A 23,810-nucleotide genomic window follows, 5' to 3' on the forward strand; every position below is an offset into this window, starting at 1 on the left:
CTTTTGATCTCGGGATTTTAAGTTTTTCTGAATATACATTACTTATTCTTCAGCTTTCTCTTTCTTCTTTTTGACCGTGATGGTAAGCTCGGAAGCTTTTCCATCATGATCGGCAGTGATTACATCACCTTCAGAAAGGTCACCTTTGAGGATTTCCTCGGCAACAGCATCTTCTAGGTATTTTTGAATGGCTCGATTGAGCGGTCTTGCACCATATTGCTGATCGTAGCCTTTTTCTGATAAGAAATCCTTGGCCTTGTCAGTCAATTCAATCTTATAGCCCAAGTCCGTAATTCTATGGAAAAGCTTGGCCAATGAGATATCGATGATTTTGAAGATATGCTCTTTGGTGAGTGAGTTAAATACCACGACATCATCCAGACGATTGAGGAATTCAGGGCTGAAGGCCTTTTTCAAAGCAGACTGAATGGTGGACTTCATGATGTCGTCCATATTGTCCTGCTTAGCTTTACTTGCAAAACCGATTCCTGCACCGAAGTCTTTCAGGTCACGAACTCCAATATTTGAAGTCATGATGATGATGGTATTTCGGAAGTCAACTCTTCTACCAAGTCCATCGGTCAATATTCCATCATCCAATACCTGAAGAAGAATATTGAACACATCAGGGTGAGCTTTTTCAATCTCGTCCAATAGGACTACTGAGTATGGCTTCCTTCTGACTTTCTCGGTCAACTGTCCACCTTCTTCGTAACCAACATATCCCGGAGGCGCTCCGACAAGTCTGGAGACGGAGAATTTCTCCATATACTCAGACATATCAATTCGGATCAAGGAATCCTCTTTATCGAATAGGTAAGTGGCCAGCATTTTGGCAAGCTCTGTCTTACCGACACCCGTTGGTCCTAGGAAAATAAATGATCCGATAGGCTTTTTAGGATCCTTCAGTCCAACTCTTGTTCGCTGAATTGCCTTGGTTAGCTTTTTAATCGCTTCTTCCTGACCAATCACTTTTCCAGAAAGCTCCTCATTCATATTCAGGAGTTTTGCTCCTTCATTCTGAGCGATTCGCTTGGTAGGAATGCCAGTCATCATAGCGATTACCTCTGCGACATTTTCTTCATCGACTGTGAAACGCTTCGTTTTGCTTTCTTCTTCCCAGCGGTTTTTGGCTTGCTCTAGCTGCTCAAGAAGTTTTTTCTCCTTATCGCGAAGCTGTGCAGCTTCCTCATACTTCTGAGATTTTACGACCCGATTTTTCTCGGTTTTGATTTCCTCTACCTCAGCTTCTAGCTTAAGGATATCTTCCGGGACGTGAATATTATTGATGTGGACTCTCGCTCCCGCTTCGTCCAAAATGTCAATTGCCTTATCAGGGAGGAATCTATCCGAGATGTATCGATCCGATAGCTTGACGCAAGCGTCAATAGCCGCTTCGGTATAGTTTACATTGTGGTGATCCTCGTACTTATCCTTGATATTATTGAGGATCTGAATGGTTTCCTCAGGGGATGTAGCATCCACCATGACCATTTGGAATCTTCTGGCCAAAGCGCCATCTTTTTCGATGTACTGTCTGTACTCGTCCAAAGTGGTAGCACCGATACATTGGATTTCTCCTCGGGCCAAAGCTGGCTTAAACATATTCGAAGCGTCCAATGATCCTGAAGCGCCACCCGCACCGACAATGGTGTGCAGCTCATCTATGAAAAGAATGACATTTGGAGATTTCTCCAACTCATTCATCACAGCCTTCATTCGCTCCTCAAACTGCCCTCGATATTTGGTCCCTGCAACCAAGGATGCCAGATCTAAAGTAACTACGCGCTTGTTAAACAGGACACGAGACACTTTTTTCTGTACGATTCGAAGTGCCAAACCTTCGGCGATGGCAGTTTTACCGACACCTGGTTCTCCAATAAGGATGGGGTTGTTTTTCTTTCTTCGTGAAAGTATCTGAGCCACTCGCTCAATTTCTTTTTCCCGACCAATGATTGGATCCAATTTGTCGTCTTCAGCCATCTTGGTCAGGTCTCTTCCGAAGTTATCCAAAACCGGAGTTCTGGACTTTTCAGAACCTGACTTGGAAGTACCTGAACCTCCCCCTGGTGAACCGAATAGTTTGGAGCCATCATCATCCGCGTCATCCGCTTCAGCTCTTGCTCTCGGACTAGCACCCGAATCAGATTGCATTTCCAGCATTTCTTTCACCGAGTCATAGTTTACATCAAATTTATTGAGAATCTGAGTGGCAATATTTTCTTCGTCACGCAAGATGGATAGAAGCAGATGCTCCGTTCCGATCAATTGACTTTTGAAAATTTTCGCCTCCAAATAAGTGATTTTCAACACCTTTTCCGACTGACGAGTCAGCGGAATATTGGCCATATTTTTTACATTGTGGTTGGCAGTACCACGAACTGCCCGCTCAATAGAAGCCCGAAGTTCGTCCATTGGAACTCCAAGTTTCTTAAGAATGGAAACAGCTACCCCTTCTCCTTCACGAATCATACCCAACAGAAGGTGCTCCGTGCCGATATAGTCGTGCCCCAAGCGGAGCGCTTCCTCTCGACTAAGGGAAATTACCTCCTTGACTCTGTTCGAAAATTTTGCTTCCATTTATTTCCTTTCTGAATAGATAGTTAAACTGTACGTATGTTACCGAATTTGTTTTAAAAACACAATCAATTTAACGAATGTTCAATGTTTTTTTGAAGATGCCTGCAAGATCGATTTGGCTTGAGGTCCTTCAGCGAATAACAAATCCAAGATCGACAGGTTGGGTTCAAAGTCTAAGCCAAAATTCTGGACATAGGCCACCGGCTGATATATATCCCGCTGCGAAAAATGCGATCCCGGCATCAGAAGCCCTCTTATGTCAGTAAATCCCTGCTTATCGGCTGACTCCGAAGTAATTTCCAAATTGACAGGCCATTGCATGATTTTCAGACAGATTGTCAGCACCTGAACGTTCAGATCCCAAAGAAGCTTGTATTCCTGCTCAAAAAGCGCTTCGAAATAGGGGAAAATAAATTCGAAAAACGGAGTCTTTCCGTAGGCACTTTGAATCCCACGAAGGTGTACTTTTTGCCATTTTTGGCGGTAATCAATCTCGATCTCACCAAGCGGAATCCGAGGTCTTCGCCCAACGATGGGAACTGAAAGCGTCTCCACTTTATTGGCCAGTCGGATTTGGGTGCGGTTGTAAAAGGACTTGCGCTGATAAATGGACTGGGGATCTAAAACGAGCTTATCCGAGTCCAAAATCGAACAGAAATACTCCAAATTGGGGAAGTAATGCAAATCTGCAAAGACCGTCTTCATCAAAGAATCTCCTCCACCAAACCCAAACCTTCCCGGATTACTTCTACCTCCTCACCGGTACAGTCCAATATGGTAGAACCCACATTCTGACCATATCCTCCATCGATAACCACATCCACCTGATGCTGATATTTTTCAAAAATCAATTCTGGGTCCGTGCTGTATTCGATCACCTCATCTTCATCATGGATCGATGTAGTGAGAATAGGCTGCCCCAATTCCTGCACCAGCATTCGGGGTACATTATGATTCGGAACCCGGATCCCCACGGTCTTCTTGTTCATTTGCATGATCTTGGGCACCTGTGAACTGGCTTCCAAAATAAAAGTAAATGGCCCGGGGAAAGCTTTTTTCATCATTTTAAACACCGGCTTGTGAATGACCCGGGTGTATTGGGCAATATCACTCAAATCGGCACAAATAAAGGAGAAATTATGCTTTTTGGGATTGATTCCCTTGATTTTAGCAATCCGCTCGACTGCCCGTTGATTGGTGATATCACAGCCGATCCCGTAGACAGTATCTGTGGGATAGATGACCACTCCCCCATCCCGCAAAATATCCACAATATGGCGTATCCGCTTAGGATCGGGATTCTCTTCGTAAAGTTTAATAAATTCGGCTGACATAGTTTTTAGGCCTTTTTGGTCAATCAATGCTAAAGCTGCCCAACTCACTTAGAAAATTGAACTAGTAAATCATCCCAATTTTCCTCCAAATACTTCACAATCGGGATATCTGCAGGTGCCCAATTTACTTCAAAAAGTTCACTTTGGCCCAGCCAAGAAAGCTGATCATGCTCATAAAGTGTGATTTTCCCTACCTCCACTCTAACCAAAAAGGGAATGAGCTGAATGGATTTCCCGGAAGTCATCGCATGGGAATGATTCGGAAGAGAGGATAGGATTCGAACCCGAACTCCCAATTCTTCCTCAATTTCCCGAACTATGCAACTTTCTGCACTTTCGTCCTCCTCCACTTTCCCTCCCGGAAATTCCCAATAGCCCGCTAAGGGCATATCCTTGGACCTGCGGACCGATAGAACCTTCTGGTCATTCAAGATGACTGCACAGGCAACGGGAATGGTCATGGGTTTTGCATTTAGTTTTTTATGGAGATCCAAATATCATGGAGAAAGCTAGTCTATCCATACCTTTTTGAAATTTTCTGAAAAGCGTGCCGACAACTTTTCTCAAGCGGGGGCTGTTAGCAGAGAGATAAATAAAGTGTTTTCATATTTTTGCTGTCATGCTAGCCGATAAGAAGAAAAAATTACTGCTCATCCTGATCATCACCTTTTCAGTGTTGGGTATTTCGATGACCTTTTATTTCTATCAGGTCTTTTTCAGCCCAAATGTATTGGTCGAAAGTGACAATGATCAGCCGATTGCATTTCGCATTCCCAGCAATGCCAACTACCAGTATGTGGCCAATCAGCTTTATGATCAAAAAATCATCAATGATGCAGTCAGCTTTGGATTTGTCGCAAAGGTCTTGGACTATCAGGAGTTGGTGAAGCCGGGACTTTACAGTATCAAGCCGCGAATGACCAACCTGCAATTGGTCAGGCTGCTTCGATCGGGTGATCAAACGCCCATCCGCATCACATTCAATAATGTAAGGACCAAGGAAGATTTGGCAGAAAAAATCACCAGTAACCTCGAAATCGAATCCGATCAATTTCTCAGCTTGCTACAGGACTCAGTTTACATCCGTAAGTTTGATTTTGACGAGGAGACGATCATGAGCATGTTTATCCCCAATACCTATGAAGTATGGTGGAATACGAGTGCAGAGGCTCTTTTTGATCGAATGTATCGGGAGTATGAAAATTTCTGGACGGAATCTCGGAAGGAAAAGGCTAAGGCTTTAGGGCTTTCCCAAAAAGAAGTCAGTACGCTGGCGAGTATCGTACAGGCAGAAAGCCAAAAAAATGACGAACGAGACCGTATAGCAGGCGTTTATCTTAATCGCCTTCGACTTGGCATGCCTTTACAAGCGGATCCTACTCTGGTATTTGCCTTGGGAGATTTCTCCATCAAACGCGTGCTGAATGTTCACAAGGAAACTGACAGCCCATACAACACCTACAAATATGCAGGTTTGCCTCCTGGCCCCATTAATCTTCCGGATATTTCAGCTCTGGACGCCGTGCTAAACGCTGAAGATCATAATTACCTGTATTTCTGCGCCAAAGAAGATTTTTCCGGCTATCACGTCTTTGCTACTAACTTGTCCCAGCATAATGCAAATGCGAGACGCTATCAGGCGGCTTTGAATCGGGCAAAAATATTTTAATATGTACCAAGCTGATACGCAAATCCGCGTTCGATACGCCGAAACTGATCAAATGAGCTACGTGTACTATGGCAATTACGCCATGTATTTCGAAGTGGGGCGAGTGGAAGCCATGCGACAGATCGGATTTTCCTATCGGAAAATGGAGGAGGAAGGGGTCATGATGCCGGTTTTGGAAAGTCACTTCAGATATATCAAACCAGGCAAATACGATGAAAAGCTGACTATCCGCACCAAAATTCCGAGCATGCCGGGGGTAAGAATCCGCTTTGAATATGAAGTGCTCAATGAGCAAGGAGAGCTTATCACAGAAGGCTGGACAGTTCTGGCTTTTTTGAAAAAAGAGAATCATCAACCTACCAGACCCCCAAAGAATTTATTAGATTTATTGAAACCTTACTTTTAAGTAAAGTCCAATTGTGGTCAACAAGCGAATCAAGCAAGTAGAAAAATTCACTCAGGAACAACTCCTGCGGCTGCGCAAGGTGCACTTTGGCAATCCGGACAAAAATCTCTACGATACCGGCAAGCTTTTCATCGATCAGCTGCAAAAGGATGATATCACCGAGCGGGCTGGCTCCATGGCCTTTAGTTTCTTTGTCGCCTTGTTCCCTTTGCTCTTGTTTTTACTCAATTTGATTCCCTATCTCCAGAATTTTTTTCCTTTGGTGACTACTGAAAATATCCTGGGGTTTATTACAGAAATTGTACCCGGGGATATTTTTGAAGAGATGGAGGGAACCATCACTGATATCGTATCCAGGCCCCGCCAAAGCTTACTTTCCTTCGGATTTTTCTTTGCGCTTTTTGCCTCTAGTCAAGGAGTGATCTCCATGATGAACTCATTCAACTCAGTTTATCAGACAAATGAGAATAGAGGCTTTTTCAAAAGTAGGGGCATATCTGTACTGATCGTATTTATCTTAGTTTTGACCATAATCATAGCCAGTACAACCATGATTTTTGGAAGTATTGCTATCCAACGAATCGAAAACCTTCAGCTTTTCAATTCAGAGTTTTTGATTTTCCTGTTTAATGCACTCAAATTCTTGGTTTTACTGGCTGTATTTTATTTCTCATCAGCATTCATTTTCAGATTTGCGCCTGCTGTTCATGACAAGTGGCATTTTTTCTCCATCGGAGCAAATATCGCAGGACTCTTAATCACCCTATCCTTCTATGGATTCACTTTTTATCTGAATAATTTTGCCAGCTACAATAAGCTTTATGGGTCCATCGGAACGCTGATTGCCCTGTTGCTTTGGTTGTATATCACATCACTGATCATTCTGATTTCCTTTGAGGTCAATGTGACCATGGATTTGATGGATGAAAAGAAAAAGCGTATAGAGGAGGAAGGATATACGGAGATTGATTATGGGGATTAAAGCCAAATCGAGAAACATTTTTTTGAGGTAGTGACGGTGAATTGTATCACATTCTATGGCTTTTACGTATTACCTAAAGTCTCAGCTGCTCCACTCATAATTTTACTCCTATGAAAAAATTAACACTCTTTTTAATTCCGGTTCTACTTTTGGTCATTTCCTGCTCCGAGGACAAGGATGAACTTCCGGTGAGTTACCTGAAGGGAACCTATGAGTTGGCTTATGAAAATACCGATAGAGGCCTTTGGTACATTGATCAGCTTAATTTTTCATCCAATGGCACGATTACTAGGCAGGGTTTGGTAAGGATTGCGCCAGACGGAGCCGATTTAGGATGGTATAGCTATTCCGAAGGAAGCTACTCCGTCAGAGGAGAGGAATACCGTGTAGATGTAGAGTCTATTTATCAAATGGAATTTGAGAGTGAGGAGTTTTATGTTCCTTTAGAAGAACTTGTATTGTTGGAAGATTATAATCCGGGACCACAGGTGGGAAATCTTCGCCAGGAAGCAAATGGTCAAATTATCGCGATTTCATTTCCCTGCAATGATATGTTCAATTCAGGGGTGAATTTGATCTGTTTGGGAGAACAGAAATACGCAATGGTGAATTGATTTCTCTCTAGTCCTAGTATCCATTCTACGATTCCTCTTCTCGGCATAATTAAATATCGGTTGAGATTGGGATGGCTAAAAAAACAAAAAGCCCTCCCGCATCGCGGAAAGGCTTGTTTTGCAGAGAGGAAGGGATTGCTCGTACGCGCACCCATGCCGCACTGCCCCTCGCGAATCTCCCTTTGGCCGATTTCGAACCCGAGGGTTCTCATCCCTTATAATTCATAATTGCTTATTCTAAAGCATAAAAAAAGCGTCGAAATTTTAATATTTCAACGCTTTGCAGAGAGGAAGGGATTGGCTTTGCCTTTCCCAAATTGAAGGAGGGTCGCAAACCAAGCCTACTCACTTCGTTCGTTTTGGTCTTTTTGCCCATTAGCCACTCAAGTAAACTTGGCGGCTAAAAAACAAAAAGCCCTCCCGCATCGCGGAAAGGCTTGTTTTGCAGAGAGGAAGGGATTCGAACCTTTCATCTATCTATTTGATAATCAACGTATTAAAATTCACCCAACAAAAAGACGTAGAGTTTTACGCTTTTTTTAACTTGGACTTTTTCCAAATGATCTTGTGATTCGAAACTAATCAACAAAATAGCTTTAAACAAAGCAAAACGAAGGATTTTAAAAATTATCCAACCTAAGCTGGAAATAAAAAATCTTTTTAGGATTCGAACCATAATCTTAACAGCCTAGTATTCAATACATTATAAATACCCAAAAAAATACGTTGAGCTATACGCTTTTATTTGGCTGTCTTCAGTCGATATTTTGAGCAAATGGTGGTTTAAAGTAGTTATCGTCTCTAATTCCAAGGATAACTGAGTACAATTAAAGCTGAAAATTCCGTTGGGTTAAGTTTGACATCTGCTTAAATAAAGAAATTTAAAAACTTTAAAAGGTAATAATTCTAAACATCTTCCCTTAGATATTATCCCTAGTATCACAATTACTCGATTTTCAATTCGCTGTATTCCTCCGCATTATAAGAAAATTAAAAATTTACATGAATGGATCATTGCTCTGATAATAACCGCTTAAAAAATTGTACCAGTTTTGTTAAAAAGTAATCTTTTAGGGGTATAGTAATAGAATTTTCTTATCGGTATATTTATGAGATGGTTTAGTCGGAGTGTAAGCTCCCCCGAAAATTGGGCCAGTCAAAAGTTTACTTTTCACCCTAGAAGCGAAGGTAAGTGAATACTCCAAGCGGTTCAAGACCACGGCGAGCGGTTGGCTTGGGCCAACCGGTCTTGAGCCGCTTTCCGCATTAACTTTTGCGCTGCTTAACGGTTTGAAAAGCAAAAGATACGTTCATGTTAGTTCTTCCAATACGTCCACGGGAGCCCGATATACAAGTGCCTCATGGGGCCTTTCGCGATTATAGTCCGCCATCCATTCCATCGCTTTTTTCCTGACCTAATCCAGAAAATTGAATACATTGGTGCTAAGCAGTTCTTTTCTGACCGATCTTTTACAGCGTTCCACATAGCCGTTTTGCTTCGGTTTTCCCGGCTGGATAAAGACCAGCTCAATGCACTTCTCCCTACACCAGTGGTCCAACAAGCGAGAGATAAACTCAGGGCCATTGTCCATGCGAATCATTTTGGGGAGGCTCCAGACCAGCTCAAGAAACTCCAATACCCGGATCACCAGTCCACTTCCATGGCCAGCATTTCCCAGTTATAGTCGTCCAGAATGTTGAGCAGACGGAAGTGCCTGCCGCTCCACAGCCTGTCGCTCATGAAGTCGACAGACCAGACCTGGTTGATCGATTCTGGTCTATATTGGGCCTGTTTAGTCCTTGCCGGCAGCCGCTTCTTGTGTCTGCGCCTGATGTTCAGCCCTATGGCAGAATAGATACGATATACCCTTATACGGTTCCACGGGTGGCCTTTTCTACGAAGCCGTCAATGGGACTGCAAAAAGCCAATGGCAAGGCGTTTGGCTACCAGTTCTTCCAAGACCTGGATCACGGGCATGTCGTTTATGGGTTTGGGTTGATACTGGAAAGTACTTCGAGGCACGCTGAACGTCTTACACACCTGACGATGGCAAACTCCATGTTCTTCGACCATGAACTGAACGAGCATGATTTTTTCGTCAGGCGTCAGAACTTTTTTGCCACCGCATCCTTGAGTGCCTCATGCCAAAGGCTCAGATCGACAAACTTCCGCTTAAGGCGAGAGTTCTCTTCCTCAAGTTCTTTCAGGTTTTTGACCTCGCTGGCTTCCATCCCGCCATAACAGTGCTTCCATTTATAAAAGTGTTGAGTGTTACTTCCTTCTCACGGGAGATTCCCTCTACTTTTCTGCATCCCTCATGAGCTTTGATCGCTTTGACGATACGCGTTTCAGTGAATTTCGATTTTTTTTCATAATAACCATTTAAAGTTGATAAATTCAATTCTACCTTTAAATGACCGATAATTGGAGGAGCTTATACTCCATGACAACATGAATAAAAATTTTAAAGATAAGAGAAAATCAAAGCAAAATTAATTAATTATTTAGTATTTTCATTTTCCATCTGAAATAAAACAGGGAAACAAAATCAGATTTAGGGAACCTAAAACATTTAGTCTTTGTTTTTAAAAATTTATCGGTGATATTAGAGAATCATAATTTCTATTTTTAAAGGCGGAAAAAAAAACGGAAACAGTACTAACACTTAAAACAAAAAACTATAAATAAAGTCAACAAGGACAATAAAAATATCAAATAAAAGATAATCAAATAGGAAAATGAAATAACATCAATAATCAAAAGCGATATCCATAATAATTTTTAAAACGACAAAACAAATAGGTGACTAAAATTCATTATTGCGAATTCAGAATTTTCATATAGTCACAATATGAAAGAAAAAAAATTAAAAAACAGTAAACAAACACATCACCTAAAAGCACTCAATTATATAATTAAAACATCAGAAATATAGGTTTTTTACTACAACCAACTACACTCCAAACAAAATTTAGCCTTTAAGCTAAAATAGGTAAAAGTTTTTTTTAAAAAAATCAATTTCAAAATGAGATATATTCCTAACCAAATCATTCACGACCAACTTCTAAAGGAGATAAGTGAGACATTCTTAATTCTAAATAGAAGTAAGAACATTAAAACTGATATACCTAAGATTTTGGAAAAGATTGGAAACGCAACAAAAGTTGATAGAGTATATATTTTTAAAAAAATCAAAGGAAATAATATTAGTTATATTTACGAGTGGAATAATCAAAATGTTTTGCCACAAATCGACTTTGAACCTCTTCAAAATCTACCAATGAATTTATTTCCTGACCTAAATAAATTATTTGAGGATAACCTTCCAATTAATGACTATGTAAGTAACTCTAAAAATGATTGGTTCAGAGAATTAATGGAAGAACAACAAATAATTAGTTATCTCTTTATGCCAATCTTAGTCCAAAATAAGTTTTGGGGTTTCATTGGTTTCGATAATTGTTCTAGTTACAAATTATTCACTGATGGTCAGATTTCTGCACTTCAGTCACTAGCCGAAGTAATAGGAAATGTACTTTATACCTTTAAAGTCTCTAAACAAAAAAGGAAAGCAGAAAAAAGAGAAAAAGAAACACTCACTTTATTTGAGATTCTATCGAAAAATGTCGAAGACATAATTTTTTTATTGGATGAAAATTTAAAAATAATTTATTATTCTCCTGCATTTGAAAAATTAACTAAGGAGTCGATTGAAGACAATCAAAGCTTTACAGAACTATTCAAAATTGAAATTAATGAATTAACTAAAATCAAGATCGACAGTAATCACAAAATTATAACAGAAAATTATTTTTCAAAAATAAACAAAATAATCGCAATTGAACATATTATAAAGCCATTAGATAATTTTAATAACTTAGGGAAATATATAGTATCGTCTAGGGAAGTCACAGAGCGAGAAAAACTTTTAAAAAATATAAAAATAAATTTAAATAAAGAGCGGGAGTTAAATAAATTAAAGTCTAAATTCATATCGATGACATCACATGAGCTCAGAACACCTTTAGCCACAATTTTAAGTAGTGTAGATTTACTTGAAATTATTTCAGAATCTTTGATAGATCAAGCTCACAGAGAGAATTTAATGAAACACATACGAAAAATTCAAATTCAAATAAACCGGCTAAACCACATAATTTCAGAGGTTTTCATATTAGAAAAATCAAGTTCTAATGATTATGTTGCCCGTGTTGAAACCTTTGAAATAAACGATGTAATAAAGCAAATACTTTTTAATTATTGTAAAGATGCCTCAAATAAATTTGAATTAAATCTACATTCATCCCCAATAATTATAAAAACAGATAAAGATTGGTTTATAAATATCCTTAGAAATATTATTGAAAATGCAATAAAATATGGTAAACCTCACCTCAAAAAGCCAAAAATAAGCTCCTCAATTATTGGAAAGAAGATTCAACTTATTATTGAAGATTTCGGTATTGGTATCCCAAAAGCTGACCAAGCCTTCATTTTTGACTCATTTTTCAGATCCAGCAATGTCTTAAATATGAAAGGAACTGGACTGGGCTTAACTATCGTAAAAGAATTGGTAAATAAACTAAATGGACAAATAACTTTTACCAGCTCTGAAGGATTTGGAACAAAATTTGTAATTGAATTTCCTAATGAAAAAAACAATACTCCTTGTTGAAGATGAATTAGAACTTCAGCAGAATTACAAAGAAATTTTAGAATTTCATAACTTTATTGTACACACAGCTGACAATGGTATAGATGGATTAGATATCTTAGCTAAATACAAATTTGATTTAATAATTTCAGACATTCTAATGCCAAAAATGGATGGCATATCACTTCTACGAAATATAAAAAGCAAAAAAAATTATTTAAATATACCTTTTATTTTTTTGACTGCCAAAATTCACAAGGAAGATATTCGTTCAGGCATGAACTCAGGAGCAGATGATTATCTTACAAAACCTGTCTCAGGCCAGATGCTTCTGAATTCGGTTTATAATAATATTCGCAAACAGGAAATCCGGGAAAGATGGCTGAATGAAAAATTGGAAAAGGCATTAGCAGATAGCAGGAAAATCACCTTTCATGAATTTCGAACTCCTATCTATGGACTTTTATCTGTATTTGAGCTTATGCAAGAATCTCTAGAAAAATTTGAAAAAAAAGAGTTTTTTGAATTAATCGAGCTTGGTAAACTATCTGCAAATCGAATTAATCAATCATTAGAAAAACTATCCATGTATTATAAATTGGATGAGTTAAAAACCAATCCAAAGAAAATCATCCTTCAAAATATTATTCAAGAAACAACCAATCTTTTTAAAGACTATGAATTTGATGTAAAATCAGAGGAATCTGAAACACCCATATTTTTTGATCCCTATTTAATTCGATTTTTAATCTTAGAAATATTAGAGAATGCAATTAAATTTAGCAGCCCTATCTCACCTATAACTATAAATATAGAAAAAACATTAGAGGTAAAAAATCATCAAACTATTTCCAAGGAATCTGGAATAGTAAAGCCTTTCCCCTTCAATCAAAACAAACGCTCCAAAAATGAACAGCAAGGATTTGGCCTTGGATTATTCCTGGTACAAGAGATTTGCAAGCTTAACAATGCTGACTTCAGAGCACATATTGATGAATCAGGAAATTTCTTAGTAAACATTTCGTTTAAAAGTTAGACCAAAATTTATCCTCTTATATTTTCCATACTTCAAAGTAGGTAACTTTCTTGTGCAATTGTCTTAGACTGCAAGCTTCCCCAAAAATAGGACAGTTTAAAAGACGACAAAGTCACTAACTTTAAACTGTATGAAAAAGTCAAGATTTACCGAAAGCCAGATCATCAAGGCTGTCAAGGAGTATGAATCCGGCAGGGATGTCAATGAACTCTGCCGTGAATTGGGGGTTCACCGGGGGACTTTTTACCTGTGGAAGAAGAAGTATGGTGGGATGGAAGTGCAAGAGCTCAAGCGGCTGAAGGAGCTGGAAGAGGAAAACCTCAGACTTAAGCAGATGTATGCTGAGTTAGCTCTGGACAACAAAATCCTCAAGGATGTACTGGGAAAAAAGTTTTAGGCCCTGCTGACAGGCGCCAGCGGGTAGACTACTTTCTTGAAAGCTATCCGGTGGGCATCAGCAGGGCATGTAAACTGGTTGACTATTCCCGGTCTTTATTTTATTACAAGGCTATTAAAGATGATTTGGAGGTAGTGGATACTGTCAGGAGTTATGCAGACAGGTTCGGCCAATATGGTTTTTGGCTGTTGTAAAAACGGATGCGCAAAGAAGGAATCTCCTGGAATCACAAGCGGATCTACCGGATTTATAAACTGCTCAAGCTGAGCATGTGCCGAAAAGGCAAACGGCGGGTCCCGGCTAGAGTAAAAGAACCCTTGAAGCAACCTGAACTTATAAATTCCAGCTGGTCCATGGATTTCATGTCCGACAGTTTCCTTTCTGGCCAGCGATTCAGAACGCTCAATATCTTGGATGACTTCAACCGGGAAGCCCTGCATATTGAGATTGGTGCCAGTCTGCCCTCACTCCGAGTGGTCAGGGTACTGGAAGAATTAAAAGAATGGAGAGGCTTGCCCAGTCAGATCAGAGTCGATAATGGCCCGGAATTCATCGCTGAACCACTCAGGGCTTGGGCGGAAACAAACCAAATAAAAATCCTGTTTATCCAACCCGGAAAACCGATGCAAAACGCCTTTGTGGAACGATTCAATAAAACTTACCGAACAGAAGTATTGGACTACTATTCATTTGTCTCGATACAGGAAGTAAGAGAAATTACCAGGGAATGGGTGGAAGATTACAATCAGAATCGACCTCATGGAAGTCTGAATGACTATTCTCCGGTTGAGTTTGCAAAGCAATGGGCGTTAACAGTGGATAATTTTTTAATTTACCCTCAATAAACACCTATTAATATTAGAAATAAACAATAAAATCCAGATTTCGTTCATAAGTCGTTATCCCAACCAAAAGAAGATTTCAAGGGGAAAACCAATAAGAGGAATTCAATTTTAGGTAATAAATGAGTTTAATTTGATCCAATTTTCAAGAAAATCAATGAATATGAAATAGAGGTCAAAAATGAATAGAACAAATCATGCTAGTACCAAAACAAAATTTGGAAAATTTTCAAAAAATGCTAAATTGAAATTTCGTTTTTTTATGTTTACCAAATTTAATTTTTTAAAAGCGGATTCGGACATCTTGCTCTGCGTAAGATGAGTTGATGTATAAAACAATAAATTAGTTGGTTATTCTGATAAACTAACCCTATTTGACTATGGTAAACAAATTAAATGACAAATTATTACCCTATTTCAAAATTGTACTAATTTTTACATTTTTTATTTCATATTTCACCTACTCTTTTGGCTCTTTTGATGAATTGAGAAAAAATTCTAAACAAATATCCCAATTTCCAGAGAAAGAATTAATTTTAAAAATTGATCAGACAGATTCTGTAAAAGTAATTAATTTATTTAAAAAGGCGGAAAATTTTAAAATTAAGGATACAGAAGAAAGTTTATCAATTTTACAGCAAGCCTATGATCGTTCACGAAGTTTGGGGTCAAGCCGATTGATGGCTGAATCATTAAACAGGTTAGGAATGACTTCATTAAATGCAGGATTATTAGATTTTTCAGTTAAACAATTTTTACTTTTAAAAGAGCTTGGAATTAAGGAAAAAAATATAAGGTATATAGCAAATTCAAACTATAACATTGGATCAATACAAGTTCTATTAGAACAATATCAAGAAGCTAAAATTTCTCTAGAGCAATCTACAAAAGACCTAATAAATATTTATTCAAAAGAGGGACAATCAGTCCCTGTTCAAGTTACACTTAATTTCAAAAATAATTTAGGTTTATGTGAAAAGGGTCTAGGGAATTTTTACCTGGCAAAGAAAATATATCTAGAGGGAATTGAAATTGCAGAACAGAATAATCATACTAGTTCTATAACCTATTCACAATTACTACTTAATCTCAGTGAATTATTACTTTACTTAGAGGAAACAAGTACTGCTGAAATCTACATCAATAAAGCGATCTTATATTTTGGAGAAAACCCAAATAAGCTAATACAAATAAACATCAATAGAATGCTTGGCAAGCTAATGTTAGCTCAAAATAATACAAGAAAAAGCATACCCTATTTTAAAGTTTTATTTAATTTAGCTGATTCATTACAAAATTATTCAGCTCTTAAACATGTCTCTTCAGATCTTTCTGAGGTATATGAAGATTTAGAACAAATGGATTCAGCTCTTTATTATAAAAAATTAACCATTGATTACGAAAAATTTTTAGAAATTGAAGAAGCAAGTAAACAGATACTCGAATCTAGTTTAATGGAAAAATTTAATATGGAGAAAAAAGAAATGGAAATTACTTTTCAAAATAAAATTAAAGATTACAAAATTTCACTTTACTTCCTTATTGGTTTTTTGATATCTTATCCTTTATTTAGAATTATAATAAATTCCAATTATTATAAGAAACATAAATATTTTTCCATTTTTAATAAATTCAGAAAAATAGAAAACGATAAAATCTCTAAAGGCCATTTTGAAAATATAGCAGCATCTGAATACAATAAAAAGGAGAAAGAAATAAAAATTAATGATTTAGATGAATCAAAATATATCACGTGGAGAAAAGTTTTTTCAGATATTGACCAAATAAGATCAAATAATTCTGCTTGGAAAGAGCATGAACTAAGACTATCAAATTTTGATAATGGTTTTTTAGAGAAATTATTAAAGGAATATCCAAACCTCACGATGAATGAACGAAGATTGTCAGTATTTTTAAAATTACAGTTTTCTACAAAAGAAATAGCTCAACTCACTGGTCAGTCTGTTAGGGCTGTGGAAGTAGCGAGGATTAGGCTTAGGAAAAAACTTTTACTCACTAATTCAGATACCAGTTTATATGATTTTTTCATAAATTTTTAATATGACTATTCGTTATGTTGCACGTATGGGTATACAGGCGCAATAATCAGTCTGTCAAATAATTTTTCTCCAAAGTGTCTTTTGTTGAGCTTGTAAGCAAATTCATCCAGATAGTTTTACAGGTATTTTTCTGAAACCATTTGATAAATACCCAGTAGATTTTTCTTCAGGTTGCTGATTGCTGTATTTACCCAATTGAGCGTTCCAGTTGCTGAATCCTTAGAGGATTCGCTTTGATGTGCTCCTCTACCATTTTTTCCAGATGGACATAGTCGGTGTTTTTGTCGGTAGATAACACCGAGGAAGAATCCACGTTGTTTTCCACAAACTGTTCCATGGAATCACTGGTTGCATCCTTAAGCACTTTCAATTTGAAAAAACCACAGTGGCTTCCTTTTTTACCGGATTCAGGATCTTCCAAGGGGGTGGATACGTATGCCACTGCAACAATTGCCTGTTTCTGACTGCCTTTTCCCTGCTTTAGCTGTTCCTAAACTCTTTTACGGGTTGCTTTTTCGACATAGGCCTCGTGGTAATCCACCATCCCATTGAGCAAATAAAGACCGTCCCACTTGCCAATGACTGATCTGATCTTATGCATCAGACTGAAAGCGGTTTAGTAACGCTTAAGTCCAAGCTGTCTTTGGAACTCTAAACAGGAAAAGCTTTTTTTAGTAGCTGACATCAAAAGAAACGCAGTAAACCAAGTATGCATCGACAGATTGCTGGACTCCATCACCGTTCCGAATTTTAAAGTGGTCCTTTTCTTCGACAAACGCTCAATTCGAAGAACTGCTCTTTCCGCTTAAAAGTTGGACTAGTTAAGCAGCGATTTTAAAGTTATAAAATTCATTTGGTGTTTTCATTTCTAAAGCGGAATGTGGTGCATATGTATTGTATTCATTCATCCATTTCTGTATTTGCCTGAGTACGGTTTTTGGATTATCCAGGCAGTTCTCATAGACGTAATCTCGTTTAAATGTAGCATTGAAGGCTTAACACATCCCGTTTGATTGTGGGGAATAGGTTGGAGTATTACAATCGATTATATTCCAGGATTTCAAGCTGGCTCTGAGCTTTTTTTCAATGAATTCAGGTCCATTGTCATGTAAAAACTGAAGTGTATCCGGATCAGGCAAGTTCTCTCCAAAGCGGGCATGTAAAGCTTCCTGAACCATTAATTCAATATCAACTGCCTGCATATGTTTTCCTGCTTTCCAGGCGATGATGGACCTGTCACAACAGTCCAGAAGAAAGGCCACCCGGAGCTTTTCCCCATTCCAGCATTTAATCGAAGTGATATCACTAGCCCATCGCGTATTAGGTATTTCCACTGCTATCTGCCCTGTATGGGTTCTGCTGCTGCCTCTGGTTCGGTGTCGGGTAATCAACAACCCTTCTTCCTTCATGTAGCGATGCACCATGTATTTGGTTACATTGAGCCCCAAATCCCGTTTGAGCAGCGCCTTGACCCGGGGTACCCCATAAGTGGATTTCTTTGCCGTGATTTCTAAAACAGCCAGTTTCATCTGCTCACATAGTTCTTTTCGCGCTGTCCTTTTTCGTTCAGGATAGGGTTTTGCTTTATAATATACAGAGGATTTGGCTACTCCCAGTGTCTTGATAATCCTATTCATGCTTACTCCGAATTCCCTGGATAACGATTCAATTTCTTGTTTCGAAGTTGATCCATCTCTAACTTTTTTTTTAGGATCTTAATATCCAAAGTAGATTCCCCGAGAGCCTTCTTGAGCTCCTCATTCTCTTTTCTAAGCATTTCCAATTCAGCTTTGGAATGTAGGTCACCTTGATTTTTGATACTCATAATGGCTCCTGATTTAGCAAGTGTACGCCAGCTATACACCTGACTGGTGATCAGCCCGTGTCGGCGACAATATTCAGGACAAGATAAGCCAGAACTTTCCCAATCTTCTACAATAAAGGCTTTTTGTTGTGAGGTCAGTAGCTTACGGCCACTGGATGAAAGTCGTGCGTTTTTAATTAAGTCTTCGATCATTTTGTTCCTAAGTTTAGGCAACAAAACTGGTCCAGTTATTTAAGCGGTTAAGAACAGAACTTCCTGCCCGAAAAGCAGCAATGCTTGGGAAATCCCTTGTAGGTTTTGCCCCAAACCCTTACCTTTTGCCGATAGTCTTTAAGAAAGGTCCCACAGTTTTCCTCGTTTGGAAAATAGTGGATAAAATCGATGATATATATGTGCTTATATATTTTTATACAAGTACAGCTTATCTTAACGTCAACGGAAACTATTGTCACTAGCGCTCGAAGAATATTTGGTTACGTGTAGAATTCCGAAGAATCAAAATTTTTAAATCTCAATTAATGTTTTGAAAGGCCTCTAGCCCACAATTTAGAATTGTGCTAGTGTTGTGACAGTAAAAAAATCTCAATAGAAGAGGACAATTTATAGCTTTAGAAGCAAATTGAAATGATCGATCTCCACCTCTGATTATATTCAATCTAACCTACTACAAGGCCACGAAAGACGAATTAATTCGATATCAACCCTTCAATAAAAGATAAATTTTAAATTCCAAATTCTAAGAATACCAAAAAGAACCAAGCAAAAACCCCATCGATAAGCTAATGAATGATAACCTTCAAAATAGTCATTGCAAAAAGTTTCGCCAAAAATACTTCTGAAAAATCCTAATCTTAAAATTTGGAAAAAATTTAATCAATATTATAATAAAGCTAATAATAAGAATAAAGAATCAATTATGATTTTCTGAAAATTTAATCATTATAAAAATGAGTCCAAATAATAAACATTTATTTCTAATTTTCCTTATAGTTTTATTCACCCTTATTGCCAGAAATATATATCTACGCTATAAGCGAAAGAAAATAAAAGGAAAATTTACTAATGAAAAAGATAAAATAGAAAACTTAATAAAAAGTAGTCCAATCCCCTTATTTATTTATGATAATAAAAATGTACTCTACAAAACAAATGAAAAAGGGAGAATTTTAAAAGCAAAATTAAACAACTTAGTTTGGGACCAGCTTAATTTTGAATTAAATAAGCTACTAACCAATGGTCTAGATACGGGAGAAGCTATAGTAACTATAGAGGAAATAACAATAAATTTAAATTTAACCTCTATAGGTAAAAGCAATAAGCTTATATGGGTTCAAGATCTTTCGCAACTAATATCACAACAAAAAAAGGAAAAGGAACTGCACGAATTACTAGATCAGAGTTATGAGATTGCTAAATTAGGCACTTATGAATATCAATTAATAAATGGGAAAGATATAGAAATGCAATCCATATCTAAATTGACACTTGAAATACTAGGATTAAGTGAAGAAGATGAAAGCTTTGATTTTAACGTAGAAAATATATTTGATAAGACAAACCTTAAAATATTTCAAAACTTAATTTATACACATCTAAATTGTGATACATATTTTAACCAAGAATTTAAAATTAAAAACTTGAATAAAGAAAGTAAATGGATCAGAGTAATTGGAAAGGTTCAAGGAGATTTACAAAACAAGGTAAAAGTAAAAGGAATAATTCAAGACCTTACTTTAGAAAAAAAATTAATGAACACCTTGATCTCAGGACTAGAAAAAGAGAAGGAAATTAATAAAATGAAAACCAATTTGGTTTCTATGACTTCACATGAATTTAGAACCCCCCTTTCAATAGCAATGAGTTCATTAGATCTTTTAACAAGCTATCTCCCTTATATTGAAAACGAAAATATCAGATCTGCTTATAATTCTCACACAAAAAGGATTAATCAACAAATAAAACGATTAGTATTTTTACTTGATGATATTTTAATATTAGAAAGAACATCATTTACAGATATTAAGTTAAAAATAGAATTAATAAATCTAAATGAATTATTTGAGGAATTAAAAAATGAAATTAGTCCTATTTTAGGTATAGAACAAAAAATCATAATAAAAAATATTGGTATTGAAAAACCTATACAAGGAGACAAGGTTTTAGTCCATCATTTATTCCATAATTTATTAAATAATGCAGTAAAATATTCAAATAAAGACATAATTGTAACATTGATGTTTTCAAATAAAATATCAGTAAGTATTAAAGACTTTGGTTTAGGAATTTCAGAAAAAGACAAAGGGAAAATTTTTGACTTTTTTTATAGAGGACAAAATACATCAGAAGTTAAAGGCACCGGGCTAGGTTTAGTATTAGTGAAGGAAATTATAAAGAAACTCAATTACAAATTGAGCTTTGAATCTAAGTTGAACGAGGGCTCAAATTTTAAAGTATTTATCCCTAACAATCATACCATTAATCAAAATAATATTCAATATATGAGAATCCCCCAAAAAACGTAGGTAAATTAAGACAAAAATCAATTCATGATTATTTTTTAATAAAGAGAAAAAGGAAAAGTACATGCAAAATAAAATAGATGAATTAAATATATTCAACGAACGTTAACAACTAACTTAATTGCCACCAATAGACAAATTAAAAATTAAGTAAAAGTAAACAAGAATATGTCAATAGTGCAGTAAAGCAATAAGAAAAGCAGTGAAAGAAATATGCTGCAGATAAGAAAAAAACCATATATTAAAAAACCATTGGTCATCTCAAATAAGAAAATGATTGTTTCTAAGGTATAGAATACTAAAACCTTTAACAAAAAAACAAGGGAGCCGAATACAAAAGGCTAAGACCTGACTAAGGCACCTAAATAAACCAACATCCTAAATATCATACTATATTGAATTCATTACCAAGCAAAGCGGCAACTGAATTAAAGCCTAGAAATATTCAAGTGTATGAAGAAGTGTTACTCAAAGAATAAATCATAAGACCAAACAGAATACGCAAGAAAAAGATTAATGAAGAACATTACATAATCCACAAAACCTGGGAGACTTTTATACTACTATTAAATAGGATAAAAAAACAAAAAAACCCAGAAAACACTTCTCGAAGAAATAAAATCCAAAAATAATAAAAAATGCTAAACTAAAAGAGAACTTAAAATTAATCACACACAATCAGGCCTGAAACATAAAAGAACACAAATATTTCAAGAGTAAATAATTTATATAAAAAACCAAAACAGATATTTGCAACAACTTTATTTTTAGCTAGTTTAGCTCATAAATCATGGATAAAAAAGTTGTAGAGAGGTACTAGAAGAGGATATAACACAATATGTTGAATCATTAGATCATAAAGGAATCAGGTAAGCCAAATTACATCAAAAGTATTTTAATCAAGAGATAATAAAATTAAATCCGCCTCAATATCAATGTAAAAAAAGAAATTTAAAAAAACACATTGATTCAACAGTTTTGATAAGCATACAGAAATGAAAAGAATCAAAACCATCAATCACAGATTGAATAGGCCCATATCAGAAAGTAGAAGCTTGGACTATTAAAAATTCAGGAAAAGAAACATCACCTAAAAAGACAAATTACAAAACTTATATCCCCTGTTCCAAAAGGTATTATCGGAAAAAGGTTATAATATTCTTATTTATTCTTAGAGAGAAAAAAATCATGTAGATGCAAAGGAAAACCAATCTAGCACGAATTTCTAGAGACATTAAAATAATATAGATTTAGGTAATAGAATTAAAAAGAAATTGAAAAAAATAAAAATTATTTGAATTTTATCACCATATTTGAATAAAGTAAAATATTTAGAAATGGATGTATATACAACTCCCAAAATTTACATACTAGAAGATGAACAGGAATTAGCTGAAAACATTAAAGATATAATACTTACAGAGGATTATGAGGTGGTGGGGATGCAATCAGATGGAGGCAAAGCAATATTAGAAATTATTGAAAATAAACCTGATTTAGTACTTATCGATGTAAAGCTAGCTGGAAAGAAAAATGGAATACAAGTAGGTACAGAAATCAAGAGAAAGCTAAAAACAAAAATAATTTATATTACAGCATTTTCAGATGAGGAAATTTTAAACGAAATCGCATTAACAAACTTTGATTCTTACATATTAAAACCATTTAGTAAACAAACATTAATATCAAATATAAAATTAAGTCTAATTAAAACTGAAAACGATTTAAAATCACCGTCACATATAAAAATAAGGGATAAAGGAATGATAATCCCTATAAATGAAGAAGAAATAATTTTTGCCAAAGCGGAAGGATTATACACTAGGATTTATACTTCAACAAAGTTTTATATGTTAAGGGAAATACTTAAGGAAGTTGAAGAAAAATTAGATCCAAATGATTTTTTAAGGGTACATAAATCCTATTTAGTAAATGTTAATCAAATAGTAGCATATAACTCCAAAGAAATAAAAATTTCAAATTACTCAATTCCATTAAGGAGAGGCTTTATCAAAGTACTAGAAGAAAGACTATTATCAAAACAAAAAGAACTTTAAAATATCTGCAAATTTTTTTGAAGAGCCATTAGATATTCTAAATTTCAATAACTCAGATTTAAATAAAAATTCAAGGTTTATCATTAAATAGCCGAAAACCTCTTTAAGATATTCACTGAAAACAAACATCAAGCGAGGATTAGGAAAGATTAACCAAGATATAGAAGGAGAAAATTCTATATTATAGAAGTGGGCAGGAGCACCTAAAATAGTATAATTTTCTTTTTTAAACAATTTAATAGCACGTCTTAAATGAAGAGCTTTAGTAACAATAATTATAGGTACATCAGGATTACCGAATTTATCATAATATTCTTCAGCTTCTTGAGCTGTAGTTCTTGGAACGGACAAAGTTCTGATAAAATTTGGCGGAATACCCATTGTTGACGCAACTGAATGCTGCAATTCCGCTTGAGAATAATGATTAATTTTCAATTTTTCACCACTCATAATTAAAAGAGCTTTAGGGTTTTCTTTGAACAATCGAACACCTTCAAAAACTCTCCTAAGGGAGGTATCTGTTAATTGTTGTCCTGGAAACAGACTATCAATTGGTATATGACCACCACCTAAGACAATAATATGATAAAACCCATTACCGGAAAATTTTTTTAAGTTTCCATATTGAGATTCAAGTTTTTTAATTAGATAAAAGGGAATAAAATTAAATAAAATAGGCAATAATAAAAGCATTAATAGCCCTAAAAAATAATTAAAATAAAAAAAATTAAGAATCAATAATATATAAATCCAATTTAATGGAGATAAAATATACCTAGTAATAAATTTTCGAATTAAATAAAGCATAATTTTAACGAGAAATAAAACTAATGA

16 protein-coding genes and 6 pseudogenes are annotated in these 23,810 nt (G+C 36.0%); 10 read left to right on the forward strand and 12 right to left on the reverse strand.

The genetic code is table 11. From position 1 onward, the window contains the following. Positions 1–42 precede the first annotated feature (42 nt). From G457_RS0113895 to G457_RS0113910, 4 genes are all read right to left on the reverse strand, one after another. Entirely contained in the window at positions 43–2,580 is a 2,538-nt protein-coding gene (locus G457_RS0113895; protein ID WP_026947017.1) for an ATP-dependent Clp protease ATP-binding subunit, read from the reverse strand. 81 nt (positions 2,581–2,661) lie between these two features. Then, a complete protein-coding gene (locus tag G457_RS0113900) occupies positions 2,662–3,285 on the reverse strand; it encodes a WbqC family protein (RefSeq protein ID WP_026947018.1) in 624 nt (207 codons plus the stop codon). Continuing rightward, a complete protein-coding gene (locus tag G457_RS0113905) occupies positions 3,285–3,914 on the reverse strand; it encodes an L-threonylcarbamoyladenylate synthase (RefSeq protein WP_026947019.1) in 630 nt (209 codons plus the stop codon). The genes G457_RS0113900 and G457_RS0113905 overlap by 1 nt, the downstream gene beginning before the upstream one ends. A gap of 44 nt (positions 3,915–3,958) precedes the next feature. Then, on the reverse strand, positions 3,959–4,375 hold the full coding sequence (locus G457_RS0113910; RefSeq protein WP_026947020.1) for a (deoxy)nucleoside triphosphate pyrophosphohydrolase: 417 nt from the start codon (positions 4,373–4,375) through the stop codon (positions 3,959–3,961). Between the two features lie 158 nt (positions 4,376–4,533). Between G457_RS0113910 and mltG the strand changes: the two genes are divergently transcribed. The 4 genes from mltG to G457_RS0113930 all read left to right on the forward strand — a co-directional run bounded on the left by mltG (position 4,534) and on the right by G457_RS0113930 (position 7,585). Beyond that, complete coding sequence (gene mltG / locus G457_RS0113915; protein ID WP_026947021.1) at positions 4,534–5,583, forward strand: endolytic transglycosylase MltG; 1,050 nt, start codon at positions 4,534–4,536, stop codon at positions 5,581–5,583. Position 5,584: 1 nt separating this feature from the next. Continuing rightward, the gene (locus tag G457_RS0113920; RefSeq protein ID WP_026947022.1) at positions 5,585–5,989 is read left to right on the forward strand and encodes an acyl-CoA thioesterase; all 405 of its coding nucleotides are present in this window, start codon (positions 5,585–5,587) and stop codon (positions 5,987–5,989) included. A 13-nt stretch (positions 5,990–6,002) separates the two neighbouring features. Further along, the gene (locus G457_RS0113925; protein ID WP_026947023.1) at positions 6,003–6,971 is read left to right on the forward strand and encodes a YihY/virulence factor BrkB family protein; all 969 of its coding nucleotides are present in this window, start codon (positions 6,003–6,005) and stop codon (positions 6,969–6,971) included. Between the two features lie 110 nt (positions 6,972–7,081). Continuing rightward, positions 7,082–7,585 (forward strand): hypothetical protein, encoded by a 504-nt coding sequence (locus tag G457_RS0113930; protein ID WP_026947024.1) that lies wholly within the window; start codon positions 7,082–7,084, stop codon positions 7,583–7,585. A gap of 1,310 nt (positions 7,586–8,895) precedes the next feature. On the opposite strand, the pseudogene G457_RS23065 reads toward G457_RS0113930, so the two are convergent. Continuing rightward, a pseudogene (locus tag G457_RS23065) lies at positions 8,896–9,186 on the reverse strand (integrase core domain-containing protein). A gap of 505 nt (positions 9,187–9,691) precedes the next feature. Continuing rightward, positions 9,692–9,847: pseudogene (locus G457_RS22580) on the reverse strand (transposase); the annotation flags it as partial. A gap of 764 nt (positions 9,848–10,611) precedes the next feature. On the opposite strand from G457_RS22580, the gene G457_RS0113955 reads away from it, so the two are divergent. The 4 genes and pseudogenes from G457_RS0113955 to G457_RS0113980 all read left to right on the forward strand — a co-directional run bounded on the left by G457_RS0113955 (position 10,612) and on the right by G457_RS0113980 (position 16,575). Next, positions 10,612–12,261, forward strand: a complete 1,650-nt coding sequence (locus tag G457_RS0113955) for a sensor histidine kinase (RefSeq protein ID WP_026947027.1) — start codon at positions 10,612–10,614, stop codon at positions 12,259–12,261. Continuing rightward, the gene (locus G457_RS0113960; RefSeq protein ID WP_026947028.1) at positions 12,236–13,276 is read left to right on the forward strand and encodes a hybrid sensor histidine kinase/response regulator; all 1,041 of its coding nucleotides are present in this window, start codon (positions 12,236–12,238) and stop codon (positions 13,274–13,276) included. Before G457_RS0113955 ends, G457_RS0113960 begins: the two co-directional genes overlap by 26 nt. Positions 13,277–13,406: 130 nt before the next feature. After that, positions 13,407–14,518, forward strand: a pseudogene (locus G457_RS22585) (IS3 family transposase). A 377-nt stretch (positions 14,519–14,895) separates the two neighbouring features. Then, positions 14,896–16,575: a helix-turn-helix transcriptional regulator gene (locus G457_RS0113980; protein WP_026947030.1), complete on the forward strand. Its 1,680-nt coding sequence runs from the start codon at positions 14,896–14,898 to the stop codon at positions 16,573–16,575. 5 nt (positions 16,576–16,580) lie between these two features. Here G457_RS0113980 and G457_RS22590 read toward each other — a convergent pair. From G457_RS22590 to G457_RS22980, 5 genes and pseudogenes are all read right to left on the reverse strand, one after another. Next, positions 16,581–17,370 (reverse strand): annotated as a pseudogene (locus G457_RS22590) (IS1595 family transposase); the annotation flags it as partial. A 26-nt stretch (positions 17,371–17,396) separates the two neighbouring features. Further along, a pseudogene (locus G457_RS23165) lies at positions 17,397–17,555 on the reverse strand (integrase core domain-containing protein); the annotation flags it as partial. 15 nt (positions 17,556–17,570) lie between these two features. Further along, positions 17,571–18,212, reverse strand: coding sequence for a DDE-type integrase/transposase/recombinase (locus G457_RS21535; RefSeq protein WP_051260832.1), 642 nt, complete (start codon positions 18,210–18,212; stop codon positions 17,571–17,573). A gap of 2 nt (positions 18,213–18,214) precedes the next feature. Continuing rightward, positions 18,215–18,592, reverse strand: a complete 378-nt coding sequence (tnpA, locus tag G457_RS0114000) for an IS66 family insertion sequence element accessory protein TnpA (RefSeq protein ID WP_026947032.1) — start codon at positions 18,590–18,592, stop codon at positions 18,215–18,217. Between the two features lie 56 nt (positions 18,593–18,648). Continuing rightward, positions 18,649–18,792 (reverse strand): annotated as a pseudogene (locus G457_RS22980) (IS1595 family transposase); the annotation flags it as partial. A gap of 555 nt (positions 18,793–19,347) precedes the next feature. Between G457_RS22980 and G457_RS0114005 the strand changes: the two are divergent. Further along, positions 19,348–20,922 carry a sensor histidine kinase gene (locus tag G457_RS0114005; RefSeq protein ID WP_026947033.1) on the forward strand — a complete coding sequence of 525 codons (1,575 nt, stop codon included), beginning with the start codon at positions 19,348–19,350 and terminating at the stop codon, positions 20,920–20,922. A gap of 1,334 nt (positions 20,923–22,256) precedes the next feature. Then, positions 22,257–22,976: a LytR/AlgR family response regulator transcription factor gene (locus tag G457_RS0114010; RefSeq protein WP_026947034.1), complete on the forward strand. Its 720-nt coding sequence runs from the start codon at positions 22,257–22,259 to the stop codon at positions 22,974–22,976. On the opposite strand, the gene G457_RS0114015 is transcribed toward G457_RS0114010, so the two are convergent. After that, entirely contained in the window at positions 22,956–23,783 is an 828-nt protein-coding gene (locus G457_RS0114015; RefSeq protein WP_081701448.1) for a YdcF family protein, read from the reverse strand. The genes G457_RS0114010 and G457_RS0114015 overlap by 21 nt on opposite strands. Positions 23,784–23,810 lie beyond the last annotated feature (27 nt).

Source organism: Algoriphagus marincola DSM 16067 (genome assembly GCF_000429405.1).
GTDB classification, from domain to species: domain Bacteria; phylum Bacteroidota; class Bacteroidia; order Cytophagales; family Cyclobacteriaceae; genus Algoriphagus; species Algoriphagus marincola.

Excerpts from the sequence above, each read along its gene's own strand:
- G457_RS0113900 (WP_026947018.1), bottom strand. The coding sequence starts at position 3,285 with ATGAAGACGGTCTTTGCAGATTTGCATTACTTCCCCAATTTGGAGTAT.
- G457_RS0114015 (WP_081701448.1), bottom strand. The coding sequence starts at position 23,783 with ATGCTTTATTTAATTCGAAAATTTATTACTAGGTATATTTTATCTCCA.
- G457_RS0114010 (WP_026947034.1), top strand. The coding sequence starts at position 22,257 with ATGGATGTATATACAACTCCCAAAATTTACATACTAGAAGATGAACAG.
- G457_RS0113895 (WP_026947017.1), bottom strand. The coding sequence starts at position 2,580 with ATGGAAGCAAAATTTTCGAACAGAGTCAAGGAGGTAATTTCCCTTAGT.
- G457_RS0113910 (WP_026947020.1), bottom strand. The coding sequence starts at position 4,375 with ATGACCATTCCCGTTGCCTGTGCAGTCATCTTGAATGACCAGAAGGTT.
- G457_RS21535 (WP_051260832.1), bottom strand. The coding sequence starts at position 18,212 with ATGAATAGGATTATCAAGACACTGGGAGTAGCCAAATCCTCTGTATAT.
- tnpA (WP_026947032.1), bottom strand. The coding sequence starts at position 18,592 with ATGATCGAAGACTTAATTAAAAACGCACGACTTTCATCCAGTGGCCGT.
- G457_RS0113980 (WP_026947030.1), top strand. The coding sequence starts at position 14,896 with ATGGTAAACAAATTAAATGACAAATTATTACCCTATTTCAAAATTGTA.
- G457_RS0113905 (WP_026947019.1), bottom strand. The coding sequence starts at position 3,914 with ATGTCAGCCGAATTTATTAAACTTTACGAAGAGAATCCCGATCCTAAG.
- G457_RS0113955 (WP_026947027.1), top strand. The coding sequence starts at position 10,612 with ATGAGATATATTCCTAACCAAATCATTCACGACCAACTTCTAAAGGAG.
- G457_RS0113960 (WP_026947028.1), top strand. The coding sequence starts at position 12,236 with ATGAAAAAAACAATACTCCTTGTTGAAGATGAATTAGAACTTCAGCAG.
- mltG (WP_026947021.1), top strand. The coding sequence starts at position 4,534 with ATGCTAGCCGATAAGAAGAAAAAATTACTGCTCATCCTGATCATCACC.
- G457_RS0114005 (WP_026947033.1), top strand. The coding sequence starts at position 19,348 with ATGAGTCCAAATAATAAACATTTATTTCTAATTTTCCTTATAGTTTTA.
- G457_RS0113920 (WP_026947022.1), top strand. The coding sequence starts at position 5,585 with ATGTACCAAGCTGATACGCAAATCCGCGTTCGATACGCCGAAACTGAT.
- G457_RS0113930 (WP_026947024.1), top strand. The coding sequence starts at position 7,082 with ATGAAAAAATTAACACTCTTTTTAATTCCGGTTCTACTTTTGGTCATT.